The organism is Streptomyces sp. NPDC050504, assembly GCF_044458065.1.
In the GTDB taxonomy this organism is placed as follows: domain Bacteria; phylum Actinomycetota; class Actinomycetes; order Streptomycetales; family Streptomycetaceae; genus Streptomyces.
The window spans coordinates 16789-34235 of sequence record NZ_JBITHO010000011.1 but is presented as its reverse complement, the minus strand read 5'-3'; the positions used below and the strand labels follow the sequence as shown (position 1 = coordinate 34235).

The 17447-nt window shown below is 71.5% G+C and carries 15 protein-coding genes and 1 tRNA gene; 5 read left to right on the top strand and 11 right to left on the bottom strand.

What is annotated here, in order from left to right; genetic code table 11:
- Positions 1-815 precede the first annotated feature (815 nt).
- On the top strand, positions 816-2288 hold the full coding sequence (locus ACIBNE_RS33695) for a LuxR C-terminal-related transcriptional regulator (protein ID WP_399278442.1): 1473 nt from the start codon (positions 816-818) through the stop codon (positions 2286-2288).
- Between the two features lie 10 nt (positions 2289-2298).
- On the opposite strand, the gene ACIBNE_RS33690 is transcribed toward ACIBNE_RS33695, so the two are convergent.
- The 11 genes from ACIBNE_RS33690 to ACIBNE_RS33640 form a co-directional block, all read right to left on the bottom strand.
- Positions 2299-3870, bottom strand: coding sequence for an MmgE/PrpD family protein (locus ACIBNE_RS33690; RefSeq protein WP_399278441.1), 1572 nt, complete (start codon positions 3868-3870; stop codon positions 2299-2301).
- Positions 3867-4451, bottom strand: coding sequence for a flavin reductase family protein (locus tag ACIBNE_RS33685; RefSeq protein WP_399278439.1), 585 nt, complete (start codon positions 4449-4451; stop codon positions 3867-3869). Before ACIBNE_RS33685 ends, ACIBNE_RS33690 begins: the two co-directional genes overlap by 4 nt.
- 4 nt (positions 4452-4455) lie before the next feature.
- A complete protein-coding gene (locus ACIBNE_RS33680; protein ID WP_399278437.1) occupies positions 4456-5397 on the bottom strand; it encodes a diacylglycerol/lipid kinase family protein in 942 nt (313 codons plus the stop codon).
- Between the two features lie 90 nt (positions 5398-5487).
- Positions 5488-6861, bottom strand: a complete 1374-nt coding sequence (locus tag ACIBNE_RS33675) for a cytochrome P450 (RefSeq protein WP_399278435.1) — start codon at positions 6859-6861, stop codon at positions 5488-5490.
- Between the two features lie 17 nt (positions 6862-6878).
- On the bottom strand, positions 6879-8207 hold the full coding sequence (locus ACIBNE_RS33670; protein WP_399278433.1) for an NAD(P)/FAD-dependent oxidoreductase: 1329 nt from the start codon (positions 8205-8207) through the stop codon (positions 6879-6881).
- A complete protein-coding gene (locus tag ACIBNE_RS33665; RefSeq protein ID WP_399278431.1) occupies positions 8204-9373 on the bottom strand; it encodes a flavin-containing monooxygenase in 1170 nt (389 codons plus the stop codon). Before ACIBNE_RS33665 ends, ACIBNE_RS33670 begins: the two co-directional genes overlap by 4 nt.
- A gap of 12 nt (positions 9374-9385) precedes the next feature.
- On the bottom strand, positions 9386-9862 hold the full coding sequence (locus tag ACIBNE_RS33660) for a hypothetical protein (protein ID WP_399278429.1): 477 nt from the start codon (positions 9860-9862) through the stop codon (positions 9386-9388).
- Positions 9863-9875: 13 nt separating this feature from the next.
- Positions 9876-10394 carry a type II toxin-antitoxin system RatA family toxin gene (locus tag ACIBNE_RS33655; protein WP_399278427.1) on the bottom strand — a complete coding sequence of 173 codons (519 nt, stop codon included), beginning with the start codon at positions 10392-10394 and terminating at the stop codon, positions 9876-9878.
- Positions 10387-11682, bottom strand: a complete 1296-nt coding sequence (locus ACIBNE_RS33650; RefSeq protein WP_399278425.1) for an aspartate aminotransferase family protein — start codon at positions 11680-11682, stop codon at positions 10387-10389. The genes ACIBNE_RS33655 and ACIBNE_RS33650 overlap by 8 nt, the downstream gene beginning before the upstream one ends.
- A gap of 8 nt (positions 11683-11690) precedes the next feature.
- Positions 11691-12827: an acyl-CoA dehydrogenase gene (locus ACIBNE_RS33645; RefSeq protein ID WP_399278423.1), complete on the bottom strand. Its 1137-nt coding sequence runs from the start codon at positions 12825-12827 to the stop codon at positions 11691-11693.
- The gene (locus tag ACIBNE_RS33640) at positions 12814-14265 is read right to left on the bottom strand and encodes an aldehyde dehydrogenase family protein (protein WP_399278421.1); all 1452 of its coding nucleotides are present in this window, start codon (positions 14263-14265) and stop codon (positions 12814-12816) included. The genes ACIBNE_RS33645 and ACIBNE_RS33640 overlap by 14 nt, the downstream gene beginning before the upstream one ends.
- 377 nt (positions 14266-14642) lie before the next feature.
- Between ACIBNE_RS33640 and ACIBNE_RS33635 the strand changes: the two genes are divergently transcribed.
- From ACIBNE_RS33635 to ACIBNE_RS33620, 4 genes are all read left to right on the top strand, one after another.
- Positions 14643-15647 carry a bifunctional lysylphosphatidylglycerol flippase/synthetase MprF gene (locus ACIBNE_RS33635; RefSeq protein ID WP_399278419.1) on the top strand — a complete coding sequence of 335 codons (1005 nt, stop codon included), beginning with the start codon at positions 14643-14645 and terminating at the stop codon, positions 15645-15647.
- Between the two features lie 10 nt (positions 15648-15657).
- A tRNA-Phe gene (locus ACIBNE_RS33630) sits at positions 15658-15742 on the top strand.
- A 37-nt stretch (positions 15743-15779) separates the two neighbouring features.
- On the top strand, positions 15780-16274 hold the full coding sequence (locus tag ACIBNE_RS33625) for an SRPBCC family protein (RefSeq protein WP_399278417.1): 495 nt from the start codon (positions 15780-15782) through the stop codon (positions 16272-16274).
- 39 nt (positions 16275-16313) lie between these two features.
- Positions 16314-17369, top strand: coding sequence for a hypothetical protein (locus tag ACIBNE_RS33620; RefSeq protein ID WP_399278415.1), 1056 nt, complete (start codon positions 16314-16316; stop codon positions 17367-17369).
- Positions 17370-17447 lie beyond the last annotated feature (78 nt).

Sequence of the window (17447 nt, the reverse complement as noted above, 5' to 3'; positions counted from 1 at the left end):
GCGCGCGGGGCCGGGCAGCGCCACCGGCAGCGGGAAGCCCCTGCCGCGCCCGGCCCGGTCGGCAAGCGGGCGTACTCGGCCGGTTCCGGAGGCGAGCGGGCCGGGCCCGCCGAGCAGGGCAGCGACACTCCCGGGCGAGGGACCGGAATGCGCCATGACCGAAGCAGCCGGTTTCGTTCGGCGAGGGTGTCGCGTACATCACGCAAGGGTCAGGTAATTGAATCCTTGATGAGGGGAACGGGCCCCCGGGGAGAATGGTGCCCTTCGGCCTTCGTGGGACAAGGCGTCCTTGTGCGTCAGTAGCGCTCAGCCGGTGTCGAGCCGTGCGATTCGAGCCCCCCGGGTCCGCCCGCCGTCGCAGCTCACCATTCCCGGAGAACCGTGTAGACATCAACAGATCGGAAAAATTGCGGCAAGGCGGTGGAATGCGCCACCATCCAGCCCAGTCCGGGATCGGAAACCAGCCATGCCGCACCCGGGGATTCTCCATATGGACGGGACGCCCCGCGATCTCCGTGTCTACCGTGCTGACCTGCGAAGACGTTGTATTCCGGGGGAAGTGTACGAGTTTGCCGCCGGTGGGGGCCGGGGTGACTCATGGGTGGGTCTGGCATTTGAACGTCTGAGCGATTTAGGGTTGCCTCGGCGGTACGGAAATGAGTCGGCGCGGAGAGGGGTCTCAGCCGCGCGGGAAATTGTTGAAACCCGGTCCGAAACCTCGATGCCAGACGGGGGTCCCGATGGAGGTACCGCAAGGCAGCACGGAGCGTAGGGCGAAGAACTCACCCGGCCTGGAAGCCGGTCAGACGTCTTCCATGAGCGATATTCTGTACCTGATAAATTCAAACTACTCCGGATCGTTGCCGTGCGAAGCCCTCCAGGCGCTCGACGATGCGCGGATCGCCTTCATCAGAGGCGATATCAAAAATGCGCTGGCTTCGGTGGACCTGACGCTCGAAGGGTTGGACAGGTCGGTTCCCGGATATCGCGATGTCATCGCATTCCGGCTGTTCATGGGTTCTGTGATCGGCGTGGACTCGAAGCGGTGGATGACCGAACCGGTCGAGAGGACCGTCACCGAGCCGGATGCTCTGCGCATAGCTTCCCTGTGTGTCGAGTCGGATGAAAAGTGGCATTCCGGGAGACTTTTCCAAGGGCTTTCCCTGAACCGGTACGCCGTCGACCACTCCCACGAGGCGGTTCCGATATGGCGCCTGTATGCGAACCTCCTGTTCGCCAAGAAACTCAGCGACATTCACATACCGCTCCAGGCGCACCGCGTCATTCGGGACCTGGACAATCTCATCGGCGAATCCGGCCTGCACGTATTCGGCGCATTGCCCGAGGCGCTGCGTTCGGTGCTGCACCTCCAGGCCGGACGGTTCGACCAGGCGACCGAAGCGGCCAAAAAAGCCGTGCACGTAAGTGACGAGCACAACTCGGCAATTGGCGTGAAGCTTGCCCTTTCGGTCGCTGCGACCGCTCAGTTGGGACGTGGTGACGTGAGCCGGGCGGCCGACCTTTTAGAGTCATTCCACGCGAGAACCGACTGCTACGCACTGCCCGACTCGGTCGCACGGGTCGCTTTCGCGGAAACGGCCCTCGTCGCCGCGCACGAAGGGCCGAGCGCGGCCGCGGAGCAGATGCACGCCAAATGGCCCCTGCTCCACACGGATTCGGCATGCTTCATCGAGGATCCCGCACGACCGGCGTGGCTGATCGGCGTCGCACAGCAAGCCGGTGACACCGCCCTGGCCCAACGCGTCCTCGAAGCCGTGGAACGGCTGGCGGGCAACAACCGCGGGTTCACCCTGCTGGAGAGCGCCGCGCGGAGCGCGCGGGCCGCGCTGGTGGGCGAGAAACCGGAATTGTCATCGATCCTGCGCCTCGGCGCTCCGCCACTCCCGCGTCCGCCCCGGCCGACCGGTCCCGCGCCCTCCGCGCCCTCCGCGCCCTCCGCGCCCTCCGCGCCCTACGCACCCCCCGTACCCCCCGCGTCCCCCGTGCGGCCACCGGCCGCCGAGCACGACCGTGAGCGCGCGACCGCGGCGGAGGCCGCCGCCACGCCCCGGCAGCCGGGGCCGGTCGCCTCGCTGAGCCTGCGGGAGAGCGAGATCGCCCGGTTCGTGAGCCGCGGCATGACGAACCGCCAGGTCGCCAAGCAGCTCAGCCTGTCCCCGCACACCGTGAACTACCACCTGCGCAACATCTTCCGGAAGCTCTCGATCTCGACGCGCGTCACCCTCGGCGCGATCATCGCGGAACTCGACCAACCACCGGACCCCTAGAGCGCCCGGGTCAGTGCGGCTCGACACGCACCGCACGGCGCAGCACCCGGGCCGTGCGGGACGCGTCCAGCCGGTCGATGGACTCAAGGTCGGACAGCACGTCGTCCGCGCCACCGACGGATCGGAACTTCCCACCCACGATGGCGCGGTGGTCGCGCCGCGTCGCCGCGCCCGCCGAGCCGACGAACGCATCGCATTCCTCGGTCACGACGGTGCCGTCGGCCAGTTCGACCTCGACCCTGGCCCCGATGGCCATCGTCGCGTTCTCCAGCGTCTCTTCCGGCGCGCCCAGACCGGCCAGGATGCGCGAGACGACCTCACCGTCCCAGGCGCGCAGCTCGGGCCAGGCCAGGGCGCGGTCGCCCGCCTGACGCAGCGCCTCGCCCAACGGGGACGTCGCCCGCACCATCCGCTCCGACAGCCGCATGTCGTGCTCGACGGTGACCTTGTCCGCCAAGGACCAGCGGGCCCCGTCGCCGATGGCCGCGGCGGTGAGGTCCTCGACCCCGAAGGCTCCGGTCAAGAGCAGTGTGGCGACGCCGTACCCGACCGACAGGGTCGCGGTGGAGACGGCGGTGCCCGGTCCGTTCAGGGCCGGGGCCACCTTCCGCTCCATCTGCCAGGTGAGCAGGGAGCCGTGGACGACGACGCGCCGGACACGGGACGCGTCGACCGCGCCCAGCCGCCGGTGGAGGCGTTCGGCGCAGTCGAAGGCGGCGTGCAGGTACGCGCTGCCCGGGAACCGTTTGTACGTCAGCGTGTCCGTGTGCCATCGCCGCCCGAGCCCCTCGGTCACCGCATCGGGGAGGGGCACGGCCGACAGATGGGCGAGGAGCCCCTCGGGGTGTTCGAGGATCGTGTCCGGGCCGGCCAGCCCGTGGGCCGCGGCGTCGCAGGCGTCAAGCGCCAACCGGATCGGTGCCGCCGCGCTGAGCGCCTTGACGTCACTGGTCACGACCCCGTGATGGAGGGGAACGGCCAGGATCCCGAACGCCATGCCCAGTCCGGCCGCCCACTCGCGCGGGGAGGCGCGCCGCGCGTGGAGCCGGGCCGCCGCCGCGCTCGCCAGGTGGCAGTGCGTGTTCGTCTGGCCGCGGAAGAAGGGGCTGAGGATGGTCGCAGCCGAGACGCGTGCCGCGCACTCGTTCGCGACGACGATGGTGGTCAGGAGGGACTTCCCGTCGAGCCGGTTGCGCTCCGCCTCCGCGATCGCGACGTTCACCGCCCCGGCCGACACGTGTCCCGAGTAGGCCACCTCGTCGAAGTCGAGAGCCGTCGCCAGCGCCGCCAGGACGTAGGCGGACCGGCCGGGTTCGGGCTGGAGCGGAGGCCCGAACGCATCGACGATCTTCTTGCCGACGGGGTGGTTCAGCGAACCGCGGACCGCCGCGAGGTTCGAGACGAGCTGGCTGCGCGCCGCCGCCAGGGTGTGCTCGGGAATGTCCCGGTGGGTCACCGAGCGCGCCCAGGCGGCCAGTTGGGCGGTCAGACTCACGACCGCGTCACCGACCGGCGGCGCGGACACGGTGGCCGCGGGCTGCGGGGACGTCGTGTTGGCTCTCCCTCCCCGTGGGGACGTCATGTCCGTGCTCCCTCGCCCTGCGGCGGCACCGGTCGCGCGTGCGCCGTGCCGCTCGGGCGACCGGCCTGCTCCGCCAGCCCGCGGTAGCGGCGGTCGTGCCACAGGAGCGGAGGGCCGTCGCCGGTCCGCACGGCGGTCAGCCGCCCGTAGACGACGACGTGGTCGCCGACCTCTTCGAGGGAGTGGAGGTCGCACCAGCCGACCGCCAGCACCCCGCCGATCGTGGGGGCGCCGCGGACCAGCCGGACCTCGTGCCCCAGGTCCTCGAACCGCGAACCGTCACTGGGTGGACTGCTGAACCGGTCGGCCAGGTGCGCCTGGTCCTCGGCCAGCAGGTGAACGGCGAAGCGCCCGGCGTGCAGGACCGCCGCCACGGTCCGCGAGCCGCCGGAGACGCAGCACAGCACGATCGGCGGAGCCAACGACACGCTGGTCAGGGTGCTCACGGTCGTGCCCGACCACCCCGAGTCGCCGCACGCGGTCACGACGGCGACGCCGGCCGTGAGCCTGCGGAAGTACGCGCGGCACGAGGGGGCGCTGAGCGCCGACTCCTCTGGCCGCAGGGAACCGACACCGGCCACGGGATCAGTCCTCCCCGAACCACGGCAGCGCGTCGGCCGAAGTCAGCACCGTCAGTGCCGCGGGGACGACGTGGATGTCGTACGCCGCCGTGGCCCTCGGCATCACCTCGCCGTCGTGCTCGTACAGCACCGGCTGTCCGTCGGTCCTCTCGACGGTGATCCGTTCGCCGCGGCCCCAGACGATGCCGGGGACGGAGTGGACGTCGCCCTGGACGGCGGCCTGCGCGAAGGTCCGCATGTCCACGCTGGAGGTCACCACCGTGATGTCGAGCCTGCCGTCGTCGAGGACGGACCGCGGCACCAGGTTCAACAGCCCCCCGCGGTAACGGAAACCGCCGACGATCGTCTCCACGACGCCCCCCTCGTGGAGCACCTCGCCGTCGATGGACACGCGCCCCGGATACGGCCGACTGCGTTCCATGGCGGCCACCGCGGCGGCCATCAACAGGTCCCGCCCCCGTCCGGGCAGGTCCCGCGCGGACAGCAGCGTCTCGGCGAACAGCCCGCTGCCCGACCCGAGCACCACCATGTGGTCGTTCTGCTCGATCCGGGCCAGGTCGATGGTCCGGGTGGGGGCCCCGCCGCGCAGCGCGAGCGCGGCCACCTCCTCCCACGGCTCGTCGTTCCACAGGCCGCGGTACACCGAGTTCCCCGTGCCGCCCGGCGCGATGAGCAGCGGGGGAACCGCCTCGGCACCCGCCTCGCGGGCGCGGAAGAGGCCGGTGGCCACCTCGCAGACCGTGCCGTCGCCCCCCACGCTGACGACCAGGTCCGGTGGCGCGGCGGTGACGGCCAGCTTGTACGCCAGGTCGCGGCCGTCGCCGGGCCCGGCCGTCCGGACGGTGCGGACCTCGGCGTCGGCCGCCGCCAGCCCGCTCGCGATCCGCTCCCCGTCGCCTCCTGCTGCCGGATTGACCACCACGGCGACGCGCAGACGTTGTGCCATGTTCCCGTCCCTCCTGACGCTTGTTGCCGACCGGTTCCCGGTCGGACCGGACCTACGGCCTCGGCCTGCGCACCACGGTCGGCCCGCGCACTACGGCCTCAGCCTGCGCACGACACCGACGCGCGAGCCCTGCTTGGGGATCATGGTGATGTGACGCATGGAGCTGCCCTCGTCACGGGGATCGACGGCCCTCAGCTCCACGGCCCGCAACACCCCCGCCAGCACGGTCTCGACCTCGACCTGGGCGAACACGGCGCCGATGCAGCGGCGTACGCCACCGCCGAACGGGATCCAGGCGTTCTGCGGCGTGCTGCCCTCCAGCCAGCGCTCCGGCCGGAACCGCCGCGCGTCGGCGCCCCACAGGCGCGGATCCATCTGCACGGCGCCGACGGACGGCAGCACCGCGACTCCGGCCGGAAGCCGGTAGCCGCCCAGCTCGATCGGCTCCGTCAGCCGCCGGGCCACGTTGTGGATCACCGGCCGGACCCGCAGGGCCTCCTTGAAGACCGCCGTGCGGTACGCGTCCTTGGGATCGTCGAGGCCCTCGCGCACCCGCGCCAGGACCTTCGGATGGCGCAGCAGGCGCTCGAAGAGCCAGGCGAGCGCGACCGCGGTCGTCTCGTGCCCCGCCACGAGCAAGGTCATGACCTCGTCCCGTACGACCTCGTCGTCCGTCTCGCTCTCCACCAGCATCGACAGGACGTCGGTGCGGTCCGAACGCCCGGGGTCGCGCCTGCGTGCGGCGATCTCCGCGTAGATCAGGGCGTCGGCGTGTTCGAGGTTGCGCACCACGTTGCGCCACGGCCAGACCTTGCCGAGCTCCGGGCGGATCCACACCAGGATGTCCGACAGTCCGATGTCGGACACCTGGCGCAGGGCGCGGCTCAGCTCGTCCGCGCGTCGCAGGTCGTCGACGCCGAACACCACCCGCACCATGATCTTCAACGTGAGCGCGTAGGCCCGCTCCAGGAACTTCACCGGCTCGCCCACCGGCCAGCTGAGTGCCTCCTGTTCGGCGATCTCCCGCATCGTCGCGGTCAGCGCGGCGATGCGGTCGTGGTGGAACGGCGGCATCATCCGTTTGCGCGCGGGCTTGTGGTCGGGAGCGTCGAGGGTCAGCAGCGAATGCCGCCCGACGATCGGTACGAGGAGCGAGTTCCCCTCGCCCGCGTGGAAGACCTCCGGTGCGCCCCGGAAGACCTCCTTGATGTGCTCGGGGTCGCGCAGGATGACGAACGGGCCGCCGGGCACCACCCGCAGGGTGACGACGTCCCCGAACCGGTCGTGCATCCGCGGCAGGTAGTGCTGGCGCCCCCGCCGGAAGCGGATCGTCTGCCTCAGCACGGATTCCGAGGGTCCCGGAGGCATCCGGCCCATCGAATCGGTGATCGACACGGCGCTGATCGAAGCCGACGACGCCAACCGCTCGTTGGCGCTCGTGGTGTCGCGTCCGACGCTGCTCATGCGGGTCTCTCCGTCCTTCATGCGCGGCCGCCCGGCCCGGCCGGGCCGGGGCCCGGGGCGTACGGCCGGCCGGCCTCGGCCGTCAGGTGCGCCAGGTAGCGGTCGAGCACCCGGTCCACGAGGCGCCCCCGGGGCATCCACGGGGCCTTCGGCCGCATCCACGGCAGGGCGAACGACAGGTCGTCCCCGTCCCCCTCGAAGATCTGGCGCGCCAGCCGCGCACCGTGGTACGCGGAGATCGCGAGCCCGTGCCCGTTGCACCCCCCGACGTGGTGCAGCCCGGGGTCGTCGCGGTGGGCGCCGACGACCGGAAAGCCGTCGCGGGTCATGCCGATCGGACCCGCCCAGGAGGATTCGATCTCGACGTCGGCGAGCACCGGGGACAGGGCCCGCACGGCATCCTGGAGCAGGCCGGGAACCGGCGCGCGGGAACCGCGGGGGCCGCGCCGCACCGCTCCGCCGCCGACCATGACCCGCCCGTCGGGCGTGAGCCGGAAGTACGGCGACAGCTCCCCCCGCTCGATCAGCGGCTCCGTGCGCAGCCCGTCCAGCGCCGCGAGCGCCTCGGAGGAGAGCTTCCCGGTCACCCCGGCCTGCACCCGCAGGCCGACCACTCCCGTCGGCGCCCCCGGCGTCGCACCGAACGCGTTCACCGCCAGCACGACGTGATCGGCGACGATCTCGCCGTCGTCGGTCGACAGCGTGCACAGCAGCCCCCGCCGCAGGCCGCGCACGGGGCTGCGCTCGAAGACGGTCAGCCCGCGCTGCTCGCCGATCCGGGCGAGCTGCGTGGTGAGCGCCGCCGGATCCAGCGTCGCGGCGTCGGGGTAGCGCAGCGCGCCCGCGTAGCCGGCCGCCACGGCGGGCAGTTCGTCCCGCCCGACCAGCGAGACGGGAAGGCCGAGCGCGTCCGCCGCGTCGGCCTCGCGCAACTGCTCGCCGGCGGCCTCCTCCCCGCGGGCGACGACGAGTTGACTGCCCGGGGTCAGGTCGCAGGCGATGCGGTGGCGCCGCACCAGCGCGAGTACGTGCCGCACCGCCGCGATCGACCACAGGTGCGAGGCCCGCGCCACGTCGTCGCCGTACCGCCTGCGGGCGACGCTCAGCTCCGGCCCGATCCTCGGCCCGAGCAGCCCGGTGCCCCGGCCGCTCGCCCCCGATGCCACGTGGTCCGCCTCCACCACGACCACCCGCAGGTCGGGATCGAGTTCGAGCAGCTCCACCGCGGTGGCCAGACCGGTCAGCCCCGCTCCGACGACGGCGACGTCGCAGCGGCGGGTGCCGTACAGGCGGGGGCGCGGAGTGAGGTGCGCGCTGCCCGCCCAGGAGGTACCGGTCGCGTTCATCGGCGCCCCTGCCGCAGGCCCGCGAGCGCGAACCGCCGGGTACCGGTGATGGCCCGGGTGATCGCCCGCGCGTCGGTCGCCATGTCGGGCAGCTGGCCGGGCGGCAGCCGGTAGCCCTGGAAGTACAGGCCCGGCGCGTGCGGCGCGGTCTTCCCGCCGTGGACGACCGGCCGTCCGCCGGGCTGCGCCAGCACACCGAGGTGCCCCAGGAAGCCCTCCATGTCGGGCCGTTGCCCGGTCGAGGCGATGACGACGTCGGGCTTGATGCTCGTACCGCCCTCCAGCAGCACGGCCTTGCGGTCGAAGCCGGTGACGCCCGGGACGATCTCGATCGCCCCTTCCCTGACGGCGGGGATCAGCCCGCGGTCGATCGCCCCGTACGAGTGCCCGATGCGGGCCACGCCGGCCATCGTGCCCTCCTTCGGCGCGGCCAGACCGTAGGCCGACAGGTCGCCCCACTGCATCTTGTGCATCAGCAGACTGGCCCGGTTGACCAGCGCGTCGGGCAGCGGACCGTGCTTGATGGCCTGGCACAGCAGGGACGTGGTCGGGCTCAGCTTGAACAGCACCGGCATGTTGCGTATCGACATGCGGACCCGGGACGCACCGGCGTTCGCCGCGGCCACGGCGATGTCGATCCCCGTCGGTCCGCAGCCGACCACCAGGACGTCCTTGCCCACGTAGGGATCGGGCACGGTGTAGGACCGCGCGTGCAGGAACTCCCCCTCGAAGCCGTCCAGTCCCGGCCAGTCCGGCACGAAGGGCTTGCGGTGCAGCCCGGTGGCGACGACGACGTTCCGCGCGGACAGCTCTTCGCCCGAGGTGCGGACGGTCCACCGGCCCGCTTCCCGGTCGACCCGGTGGACGTCGGTCTCGTACAGGACGTCCGGGTCGAGGACCTCGACGTACTTCTTCATGTACGTGAGGAAGTCGTTGCGCATCGGCCACGGGCCGAACTCCGCGGAGAGCCGCATGCCCGGCAGCGAACTCAGCCGGCGCCACGAGTTCATCCGCAGCGACGGATAGTAGCTGTGCCAGCTGGAGCAGGCGTGCCTCTCCCGGTCGATGAGCAGGGGGTCGAGACCTGCCTCCTTCAGCGTCCAGGCCACCGCGAGGCCGCCGGGCCCCGCGCCGATGATGATCGGGCGTTCACTGCTCTGGGACATGTGTTCCTCACCTCAGACCCGTGCGGGTGTCGGACGTTCCGCGCCGCTCTGCGCGACGACACGCTTCTCGAACTCCACGAACGCCGGGACCGCCACCGGCTCGAACCGCACCGCGAAGGACTTCAGGAAGTTCCCGAACAGCGCGCGGTCGCCGCACAGGTGGATCGGTACGGCGAGGAAGGCCCACTCCGGGCCCCAGGCAGCGGCCCAGACACCGAGCACGACGGCGTGCGTGAGGAAGCTGTGCATGGTGTTGTAGAGGACGTAGTAGACCCGGGGAATGCGGCCGTCGCCCGAACGCCGGAACGCGACCGCCCCCGGGAGGTAGCCGATCAGGTCGATGTAGAGGAAGAGCAGCACCGCGGCCCACCAGCGCACCTCGGACAGGTGCAGGAGGAAGAGGACCGCACACGCGAGGAGCGCGACGCCGTATTCGAGGCGCAGCAGCCGGAAGGTCACCCTGCTCTCGAAACGGTTCACGTGGTCCATGGCCGCCCTCCCCTCACGCCGCGGGGGCGGCGTCGGACACGTGCCGCGCGCCGAGCCGCGCGACCAACGCCCTGGCGGTCGCCGGGTCGTCGACCACGTGCGCCTCCCCGAGCAGCCGGTGGACGATGGTGGCTATCGCCTCCTTGAGGACCTTCGTCGCGATGGGGTCGAGCACGCCCGCCAGGCTGGGGATGCCGAAGTCGAAGGTGGCCTCGAAGGTCACCTCGCAACCGCCCGCGACGGGATCCACCTGCCAGGAGCCGCGGAAGACCTCGAAGTCGCCCGTGGTCTGCTCGAAGACGATCCGGCGCAGGTCGGGCTGGAAGTAGTCCACCTCGGACCAGCGCAGGGGACCGTTGCGGAAGAGGATGTCCCACTCGCTGACGAGCGGCTCGTCGTCCTTGTCGCCCTGGACGACCACCGAGCGCACCTCGTCCACGAACTCCGGGTACTTCTCGAAGTCGGTGATGCGCCGGTACGCGAGGTCCGCGTCCGCGGCGGACGACCGGAGTTTCAGTTCCAGGCTACGCATCTGCCAGCACCTCGTACTCGGGGTTCCGCTCGGCGACCGTCACGGCCGCCCGCTCGAACCGCTCGAAAAGGAACGCCACGTCGGAATCGGTCATCGTCGCGGGCGGCGTGAGGCGCACGACGTGGTCCGAGTTGAGCGACAGGTTCGCGATGACGCCGTGCGTGACGAGCGCCATGAAGAGGTCCGCCGCCATCGCGGGGTCCGCGAACTCGATTCCGATCAGCAGACCGGCCCCGCGCACCTCGCACGGATGGTGCGGCAGGCGGGCGGCGACGATCCGCTCCAACTCCGGTGTCAGCCGGGCGCCCAGGGCGGCGGCCCGCTCGACCAGACCGTCCTCCCGGATGGCCAGGACCGCCCCGCTCACCGCGGCCATCGCGATCGGCGCCGCCGAGAACGTCGAGGTGTGCAGGATCGGGTCCCGGTCGAGTACGCCGAAGACCTCCTGGGTCGCGACGGTCGCGGCGACCGGCAGCACCGCGCCGCCGAGCGCCTTGCCCGAGAGGAGGACGTCGGGACTGACGCCCTCGGCGTCGCACCCCCACCACGCCCCGAGCCTGCCGAGGCCCGTCTGCACCTCGTCCACGACCAGCAGCGCACCGTGTTCGGTGCACGCCGCGCGGACGGCCCGCAGGTAGCCCGGCGGCGGGATCACCACGCCGCCCTCGCCCTGCACCGGTTCGACGACCACGCACGCCTCGCCCGGATGCCGGCCCAGCACCTCCGCCAGCGCGGCCGCGTCCCCGAACGGGACGTGCTCCACGTCGGGGAGCAGGGGCCGGAAGGGCCGCTGGAAGGTCTCCCGGGCGGTGAGCGACAGGGCGCCCATGGTCTTGCCGTGGTACCCGCCGGTCATCGACACCAGACGGTGCCGCCCGTTGAGGCGCGCGAGCTTGATCGCCGCCTCCACGGCCTCCGTCCCCGAGCCCGAGAAGTGCACGCGCTCCAGCCCGGGGGGCGTCACCGACGTCAGCAGCTCCGCGGCCCGCGCCGCCGCGGGGTCCAGGAAGATCCGGGTGCCGATGGGGTGCGCCCGCAACTGGCGCTCCACCTCGCGCACGACGGTGGGATGGCGGGCACCGGTGATGAACACCCCGTACCCCCCGACGTTGAGGAACCGGTGCCCCTCGGCGGTGGTGAGCCAGGCACCGGACGATTCCACCTCCACGTGGCCGCCCAGCACCTCGGCCAGCCGGGCGCGGCCCGAACTCATGCTGCGCCGGTAGGCCGCGGCCACCCGCCCGCCGTCCGTCACGGGGGTGTTGTCCAACGCTGTGTTCCCGGGCATCCGATACCTCACTCGAACCTGAGTACGTCGCCGGAGAAGTTCGCGGCGAGGGCCCCGCTGGTGCTGGGCCTGGAGGGCGGGTGGAAGCTCACGCAGTGGCAGGCCGCACCGAGGTACGCCACGTCCGGCGAGGCGATGAAGGCCATTCCGCCCAGCGCCTCGACCGCCCTCTTCGAGGCGTCGACGATCGCTTCCTGGGCGCCGTACCGGGCGATCATGGCCTTGGTGAGGGCCGCGTTGTCGCCTTCCTTCGCCATCAGCTGCCGGGCGATCCCCTCCAGCAGCTGCGCCGCCGTCTCGATGCGGATGCCCAGGTCCGCCACCTGCCCCGCGCCGAGCTTCCCGCTCGCCAGCGCCCGTTCCACCAGAGCGCTCGCCATGCCCAGGTAGCAGGAGGTGATCAGCATCTCGAACCACATGAACCCGACGGTCTGCAACTCGTCGAGCTCGCCCCGCTCACCGGTGTCGAGGGGGACGACCAGCCGCTCGTCGACGAAGACGTCGGTCAGCCGGACTTCGTCGCTCTCCGCGCCGGCCAGCACGTTGCTGCCCCAGAACGGGTGGACGGAGACGCCGGGGGTGTCCGCCGGGATGAGCATCAGGACCGTCTCGGAGCCGCCGCCGTCGGCGGGCACCGAGACGCTGGCCGACAGCAGGTCCATGGACCGCGAGATGCTGCAGGGACGCTTGGACCCGTTGACGACGATGCCGCCGTCCTTGCGCACGCCGCCGACGGTGGGGGACAGGATGCCCTGCCCCGGGTTCCCCTCGGCGAACCCGGAGGACACCAGCAGGTTCTGCCCGGCGATCCCCTCCAGCAGCGCCCATTCGACGCCGCTGGACCGCAGGCTCTCGGCGAGGGTGAAGACGGTCGCCACCGAGAAGTGGTGCATCGTCGACGCCACGGCCAGGGACGGGGCCGCCGCCCCGATCGCCCGGGTGACCTGGATCGCCTCCAGCGGGGACGCGCCGGAGCCCGCGTACGCCTTCGGGATGACCAGGGCGGGCCCGCCGCTCGCCCGGAAGAGCTCCAGGCCGCGGTTGCCCGGCTTCTCCAGCTCGGCGAGGGGGATCCGGGCCAGTTCGGACAGGAGGCCGGGGAGGTGCTTCTCGCAGACCGCCCGTGCTTCGTCAAGAGTGCGCATCGCGCTCCTCCTCCCGCTTCGCCCGCGGCGCCCGGGGGGAACCGTGAGCGACGATGGAAACTCCTTGGACGTGCGTGGTCCTCAGGACGGGGTAGTTGGCCTCGCCGAAGGCGCCGCCGGTCAGTCCGGTGCCCCCGTGGGAGGGCAGCGGGGCGGTGAAGGCGATGTGCGAGTCGTTGACCTTGAGGAGTCCGCCCTTGACCGTCTCGGCGACGAACCTGTCGATCACCTGCTCGTCGCCCGCCCACAGCGAGTTGCGCAGCCCGTAGAGGTTCGTGTTGACGAAGTCGACGAAGCCGTCGAGCAGGGTCTCGTCGTCGGCGGGTTCGGGGACGACGACCGGCAGCAGGGGGAAGAACGTCTCGTGCTTGACCACGTTCGACGCGCGTGCGTCACCCAGGCCGTCGATCCGCAGGACCGTCGGTTCGAGGAAGAACCCGGAGCTGTCCCGTTCCCCGTCGATCTGCATGCCGTTGCCGCCGGTGACGACGGTCGCGCCGTGCTCGACGGCATCGGCCAGGAAGTCGTTGAACCTGTCGTGCCGCAGCACCGGTGACAGGAGCACGCCCGGCTCGTCCGGGTAGCCGGGGCGCAGTGCCTTCGCCCGCCGCACGAGGCGGGCTATCAGGTCGTCCGCCACGTCCGGGTGGACCACCGCCTGATTGGGGATCATGCACAGCTGCCCGGAGCCGTAGAAGCTCTCCGTGAGGGCGTCGGCGGCCCGGTCGAGGTCCGCGTCCTTCCAGACCAGGACCACGTCGTTGCCGGCCAGTTCGAGGATCGGCTTCTTGCCGGCCTCGACGCACCTGCCCTCCAGCTTCAGGCCGTTGGGGACGTCGCCGAAGTACATGATGTCGTTGACGTGCGGACTGTCGATCCAGTCGTCCAGCATCGGACCCGGGTGCCCGCACACGATGTTGAGCAGGCCCGGCGGGGCGCCGATCTCGTCGAGGATCGGGACGATCAGGCGGCGCAGCGCGTGGGTGACCCCGTACGGCGCGGTGCGCGGCGCGCGGACCACGGCCGCGTTGCCCCCCGGAATGCACATGGTGCCCAGGAGCGCGCTGACCAGCGGGGCGTTCGCGGGCGGCGCGATGCACACGACGCCGTCGGCCTGGCGGCGGACGATGTTGCGGCGGCCGTCGACGGAGAACTCCTGCCACAGCTGCCCGCGCAGGTAGTCGGTCGTCTCGCTCCGCGTCAGCTCGCGCATCCCGGAGATCTCCCACTTGGCGAGTTCCAGGGGGTGGCCCTCAAGGGTCAGGAGCCGGACGAGCTCGTCCCCGTGCTCCAGGACCGCGGCGCGCAGCAGCTCCATCCAGGCGTCGAACCGCGTCGTGAGCGGTACCGCGCGCCAGACCAGGCTCGCCTCGGCCGCCGCCGCCAGCGCGTCCAGCTGGGTCTCCCTGTCGGCCTCGGCGACCCGGCCGGCGATCACGCCCGCGGGTACCTCGCCCGGAGAGATCCGGCCGGACTCGAGTTTCCTTTTGAGACTGAGGCTTGCGAACGAATCGTCCAGGACCGCACGGGGCGAGAGCACGTAGACCCACCGGCCGCTCTCCACGTCCTTTCCGCGTACGTAACTGCTCAATGAAGGTATGCGATGGGCCTCGGCGTGCGCTGTCAAGAGCGGCCTCCGCAATCTTGATTCCGGCGGCCATGTGATGTCCGGCCGCCTGTGTCGGTGATGCGTAGCCGAAGTATTGGCGGCGGCTCTGAAACGCCCCTGACGCCCCGTGGGCCGTGAAGTGGGCGGGGCGTCAGAGGGCATCGCTAACGTTCTTTCCAACGAATTGCCGAACGTGGGGACAGAGCATGAAGGTGCCCGATCCGACACAGCCGGGGGTCCACAGCGCGACGCTTTCCGCCCTTGAGCTGTATGCGGACAATCCGAGCGCGTTCCTCGTCCTCAACCGGGGCAACGAATACTTCACCGCCGCCGGTCTGGAAGGGTTCGTCTGCTACCGGCCGCACGGCCGCAGGTGGATCCAGTTCGGCGGGCCGTTCACCGACGCCCCGCACAGGAAGGAGCTACAGGCCAGGTTCCTCGAACACGCGCACGGCAGCGGCCGCCGGGTGGTGGCGGTCCAGCTGCAGCGCGAGGACGCCGAACTCTGCGCGGAGCTGGGCCTGACCGTGAACCAGGTCGGGGCCTCCTACGCCGTGGAACTCACCGACTTCAGCCTCCGCGGGAAGCGGTTCGTACGCCTGCGGAACAAGATCTCCCGCGCACACCGCGCGGGACTTGAGGTGTCCGAGGTCGACGCCGAGAAGTTCGCCGACGACATCGGAGCGATCGACGCGCGGTGGCTGCGCGAGAAGGGCAGGCACGTCAAGGAGCTGACCTTCCTCATCGGCGAGGTCGGCGGCCCCTGGCAGCCGCTGCGCAAGCTCTTCGTCGGGAAGATCGACGGCACCGCGGTCGGGTACGTCTCCTACGCGCCCGCCTACGGCTCGCGCCCGGGATGGCTGCACGACCTGAGCCGCCGTCTCCCGGACTGCCCGCCGGGCGTCATGGAGGCGATCAACTCCCACGCCATCGACCGCGTACGGGAGCTGGGGGCGCCCTGGCTGCACTTCGGCTTCACCCCGTTCACCGGCCTGGACGACGCGCACCGGCTCCCGACCGCCAGCCGGGCCGCCGCCCGGATCGTCCGGCTCATGGCCGACCACGGAGACCGCGTGTATCCCGCGAAGAGCCAGCTGGAATACAAGTCGAAGTGGTGCCCGACAGCGGTACTGCCCGAGTATTTCGCATTCGACGGAGGGATATCGCCGCGCTCGCTCTGGAGCGTGGTCCGGGTGACGAACATCGTGTGAGAAAAACCCTGGAAGGGTACTCGAAGCGGCCTAACGAGGACCGGGGAAACCCGGTCGGGTTCACACCCACGCAGGTTCGAATCCTGCTCCTTCCGCGCATCCTCATCATCGATCACAGAACGGATTCCCGCCATGACCGAAGTCCGTTTCACGGCGACCTGCGATGCCCCCCTCGACATTACCTTCGAGTACCTCGACGACTACCGGAACGTGACCGAATACTGGCACGGGATGGAGAGTTATCGACCGGCCGGGGCCCTGGACCACGGTCCCGGATCGATGTACGAGGCGGTCTCCAAGATCGGACCCTCCACGCTGAAGTCGACCATCGAGACGGTCGAGTGGGAGAAGAACACCCGCATCGCCTACAAGTCGGTCGCCGGCATGGACTCCTCCACGACGTTCGACTTCGCCGCCGTCGACGCCGCCCACAGCACGGTCGAGTTCCGCATCGAGTTCCGGCTTCCCGGCGGGATCGCGGGCCGGGCCATCGAGAAGTCCCTGGAGCCGTTCGTGGCCACCGCCGCCAGGAACACCGCGGCCAACATCTCCAAGCGGGTCGCCGAGTACTACGAGACGGTGCGCGCGGACGCCCGACGCCGGGCCGCCGACCTCCCCGACAAGTAGCGGCGACCACGCCCCCGCCCGACGGAAGGGAGCGCCACCGTGCCTGTCCTGGCCTGGAGGCTTGAGGGCGAGTTGGACGCCGGCGCACTGACGCGGGCCCTCGACGCGCTCGCCCCCCGTGAGCGCGAGGACACCCGTCGGCGCGAGGACGCTCATCGGTGCGAGGACGCTTCCGCACCCCTGACCCTGACCGCCCGCGACGTACCCGACCTGGACGCGCTGCGCGCCCTGCTGGCCGCGCGCCCTGCCACCGGACCGGACCCCGCCACCGGACCGGACCCCACCGCCCCGGGGCAACAGCGCGCCGAACTGTTCCGGCTCGGGACGCGGGACCACGTCCTGCTGGTCGCCCCGGCGTACCGCGGTCCGCGCGACCCTTCCACCGCCGCTGTGGTCCGCCACCGGCTGGATCCTGTGGTGCTCGCGAAGGCCGCCGCCCTGGCCGACCGGTGCGGTGTGCCCCGGTCCGCGGTCCTGCTCGCCGGGCTCGAAGTGCTGCTCGCGCGCTGGCCGGGGTCGGCGGATGCCACCGTCCTCGTGCGGCTCGACGGAGGCGAGGGTCCCTCGTCGTACGAGCACGCGGCAGAACCGGCCGACCGGGTCGTGCCGCCGCACAGCGCCTATCGCCCCCATGAACCCTTCGCCGCGCTGCTCCTCCGCGAGGCCGCCAGGCTGGGCGCGTACGTCACGGACGGGAACCCGCAGGCCGACGCCGCGGGCCCGCTACCGGTCCGGTTCTCCTTCCGGGTGACGGGAAGACCCGTTCCGCCGAGCCTTCCCGGAGTCGAGGTCACGGAGATCACCGCACTGCTCGTGAGCGGCGGTCCGCCGGGGCCGCGGTGCGTCCTGTCCCTCGACGCCACCTCGACGGAACTCGTGCTGCGCCACGCCGAGGGGCCGTCCGACGCGGCCACGGCACGACTGTTCGCGCGCCGCTACCGCGACCTGCTCGCCGCGGCCGCGGCCGATCCGTCCACAGCGGCAGGCGCGATCCCCCTCGCCCCGCCCGCACCGGTGCTGCGGGCGCCGGGCATGGCATCGCGACTCGCCGAGGTGTGGGCCGCGAAGCTGGGCCTGGCACCGACGGGACCGTGAGCAAAGGGCCCGCCCCCGGCACAGCGCCCCCGGCACAGCGCCCCCGGCGCGCCCCCCGGCACAATGCCCCCCCCGGCA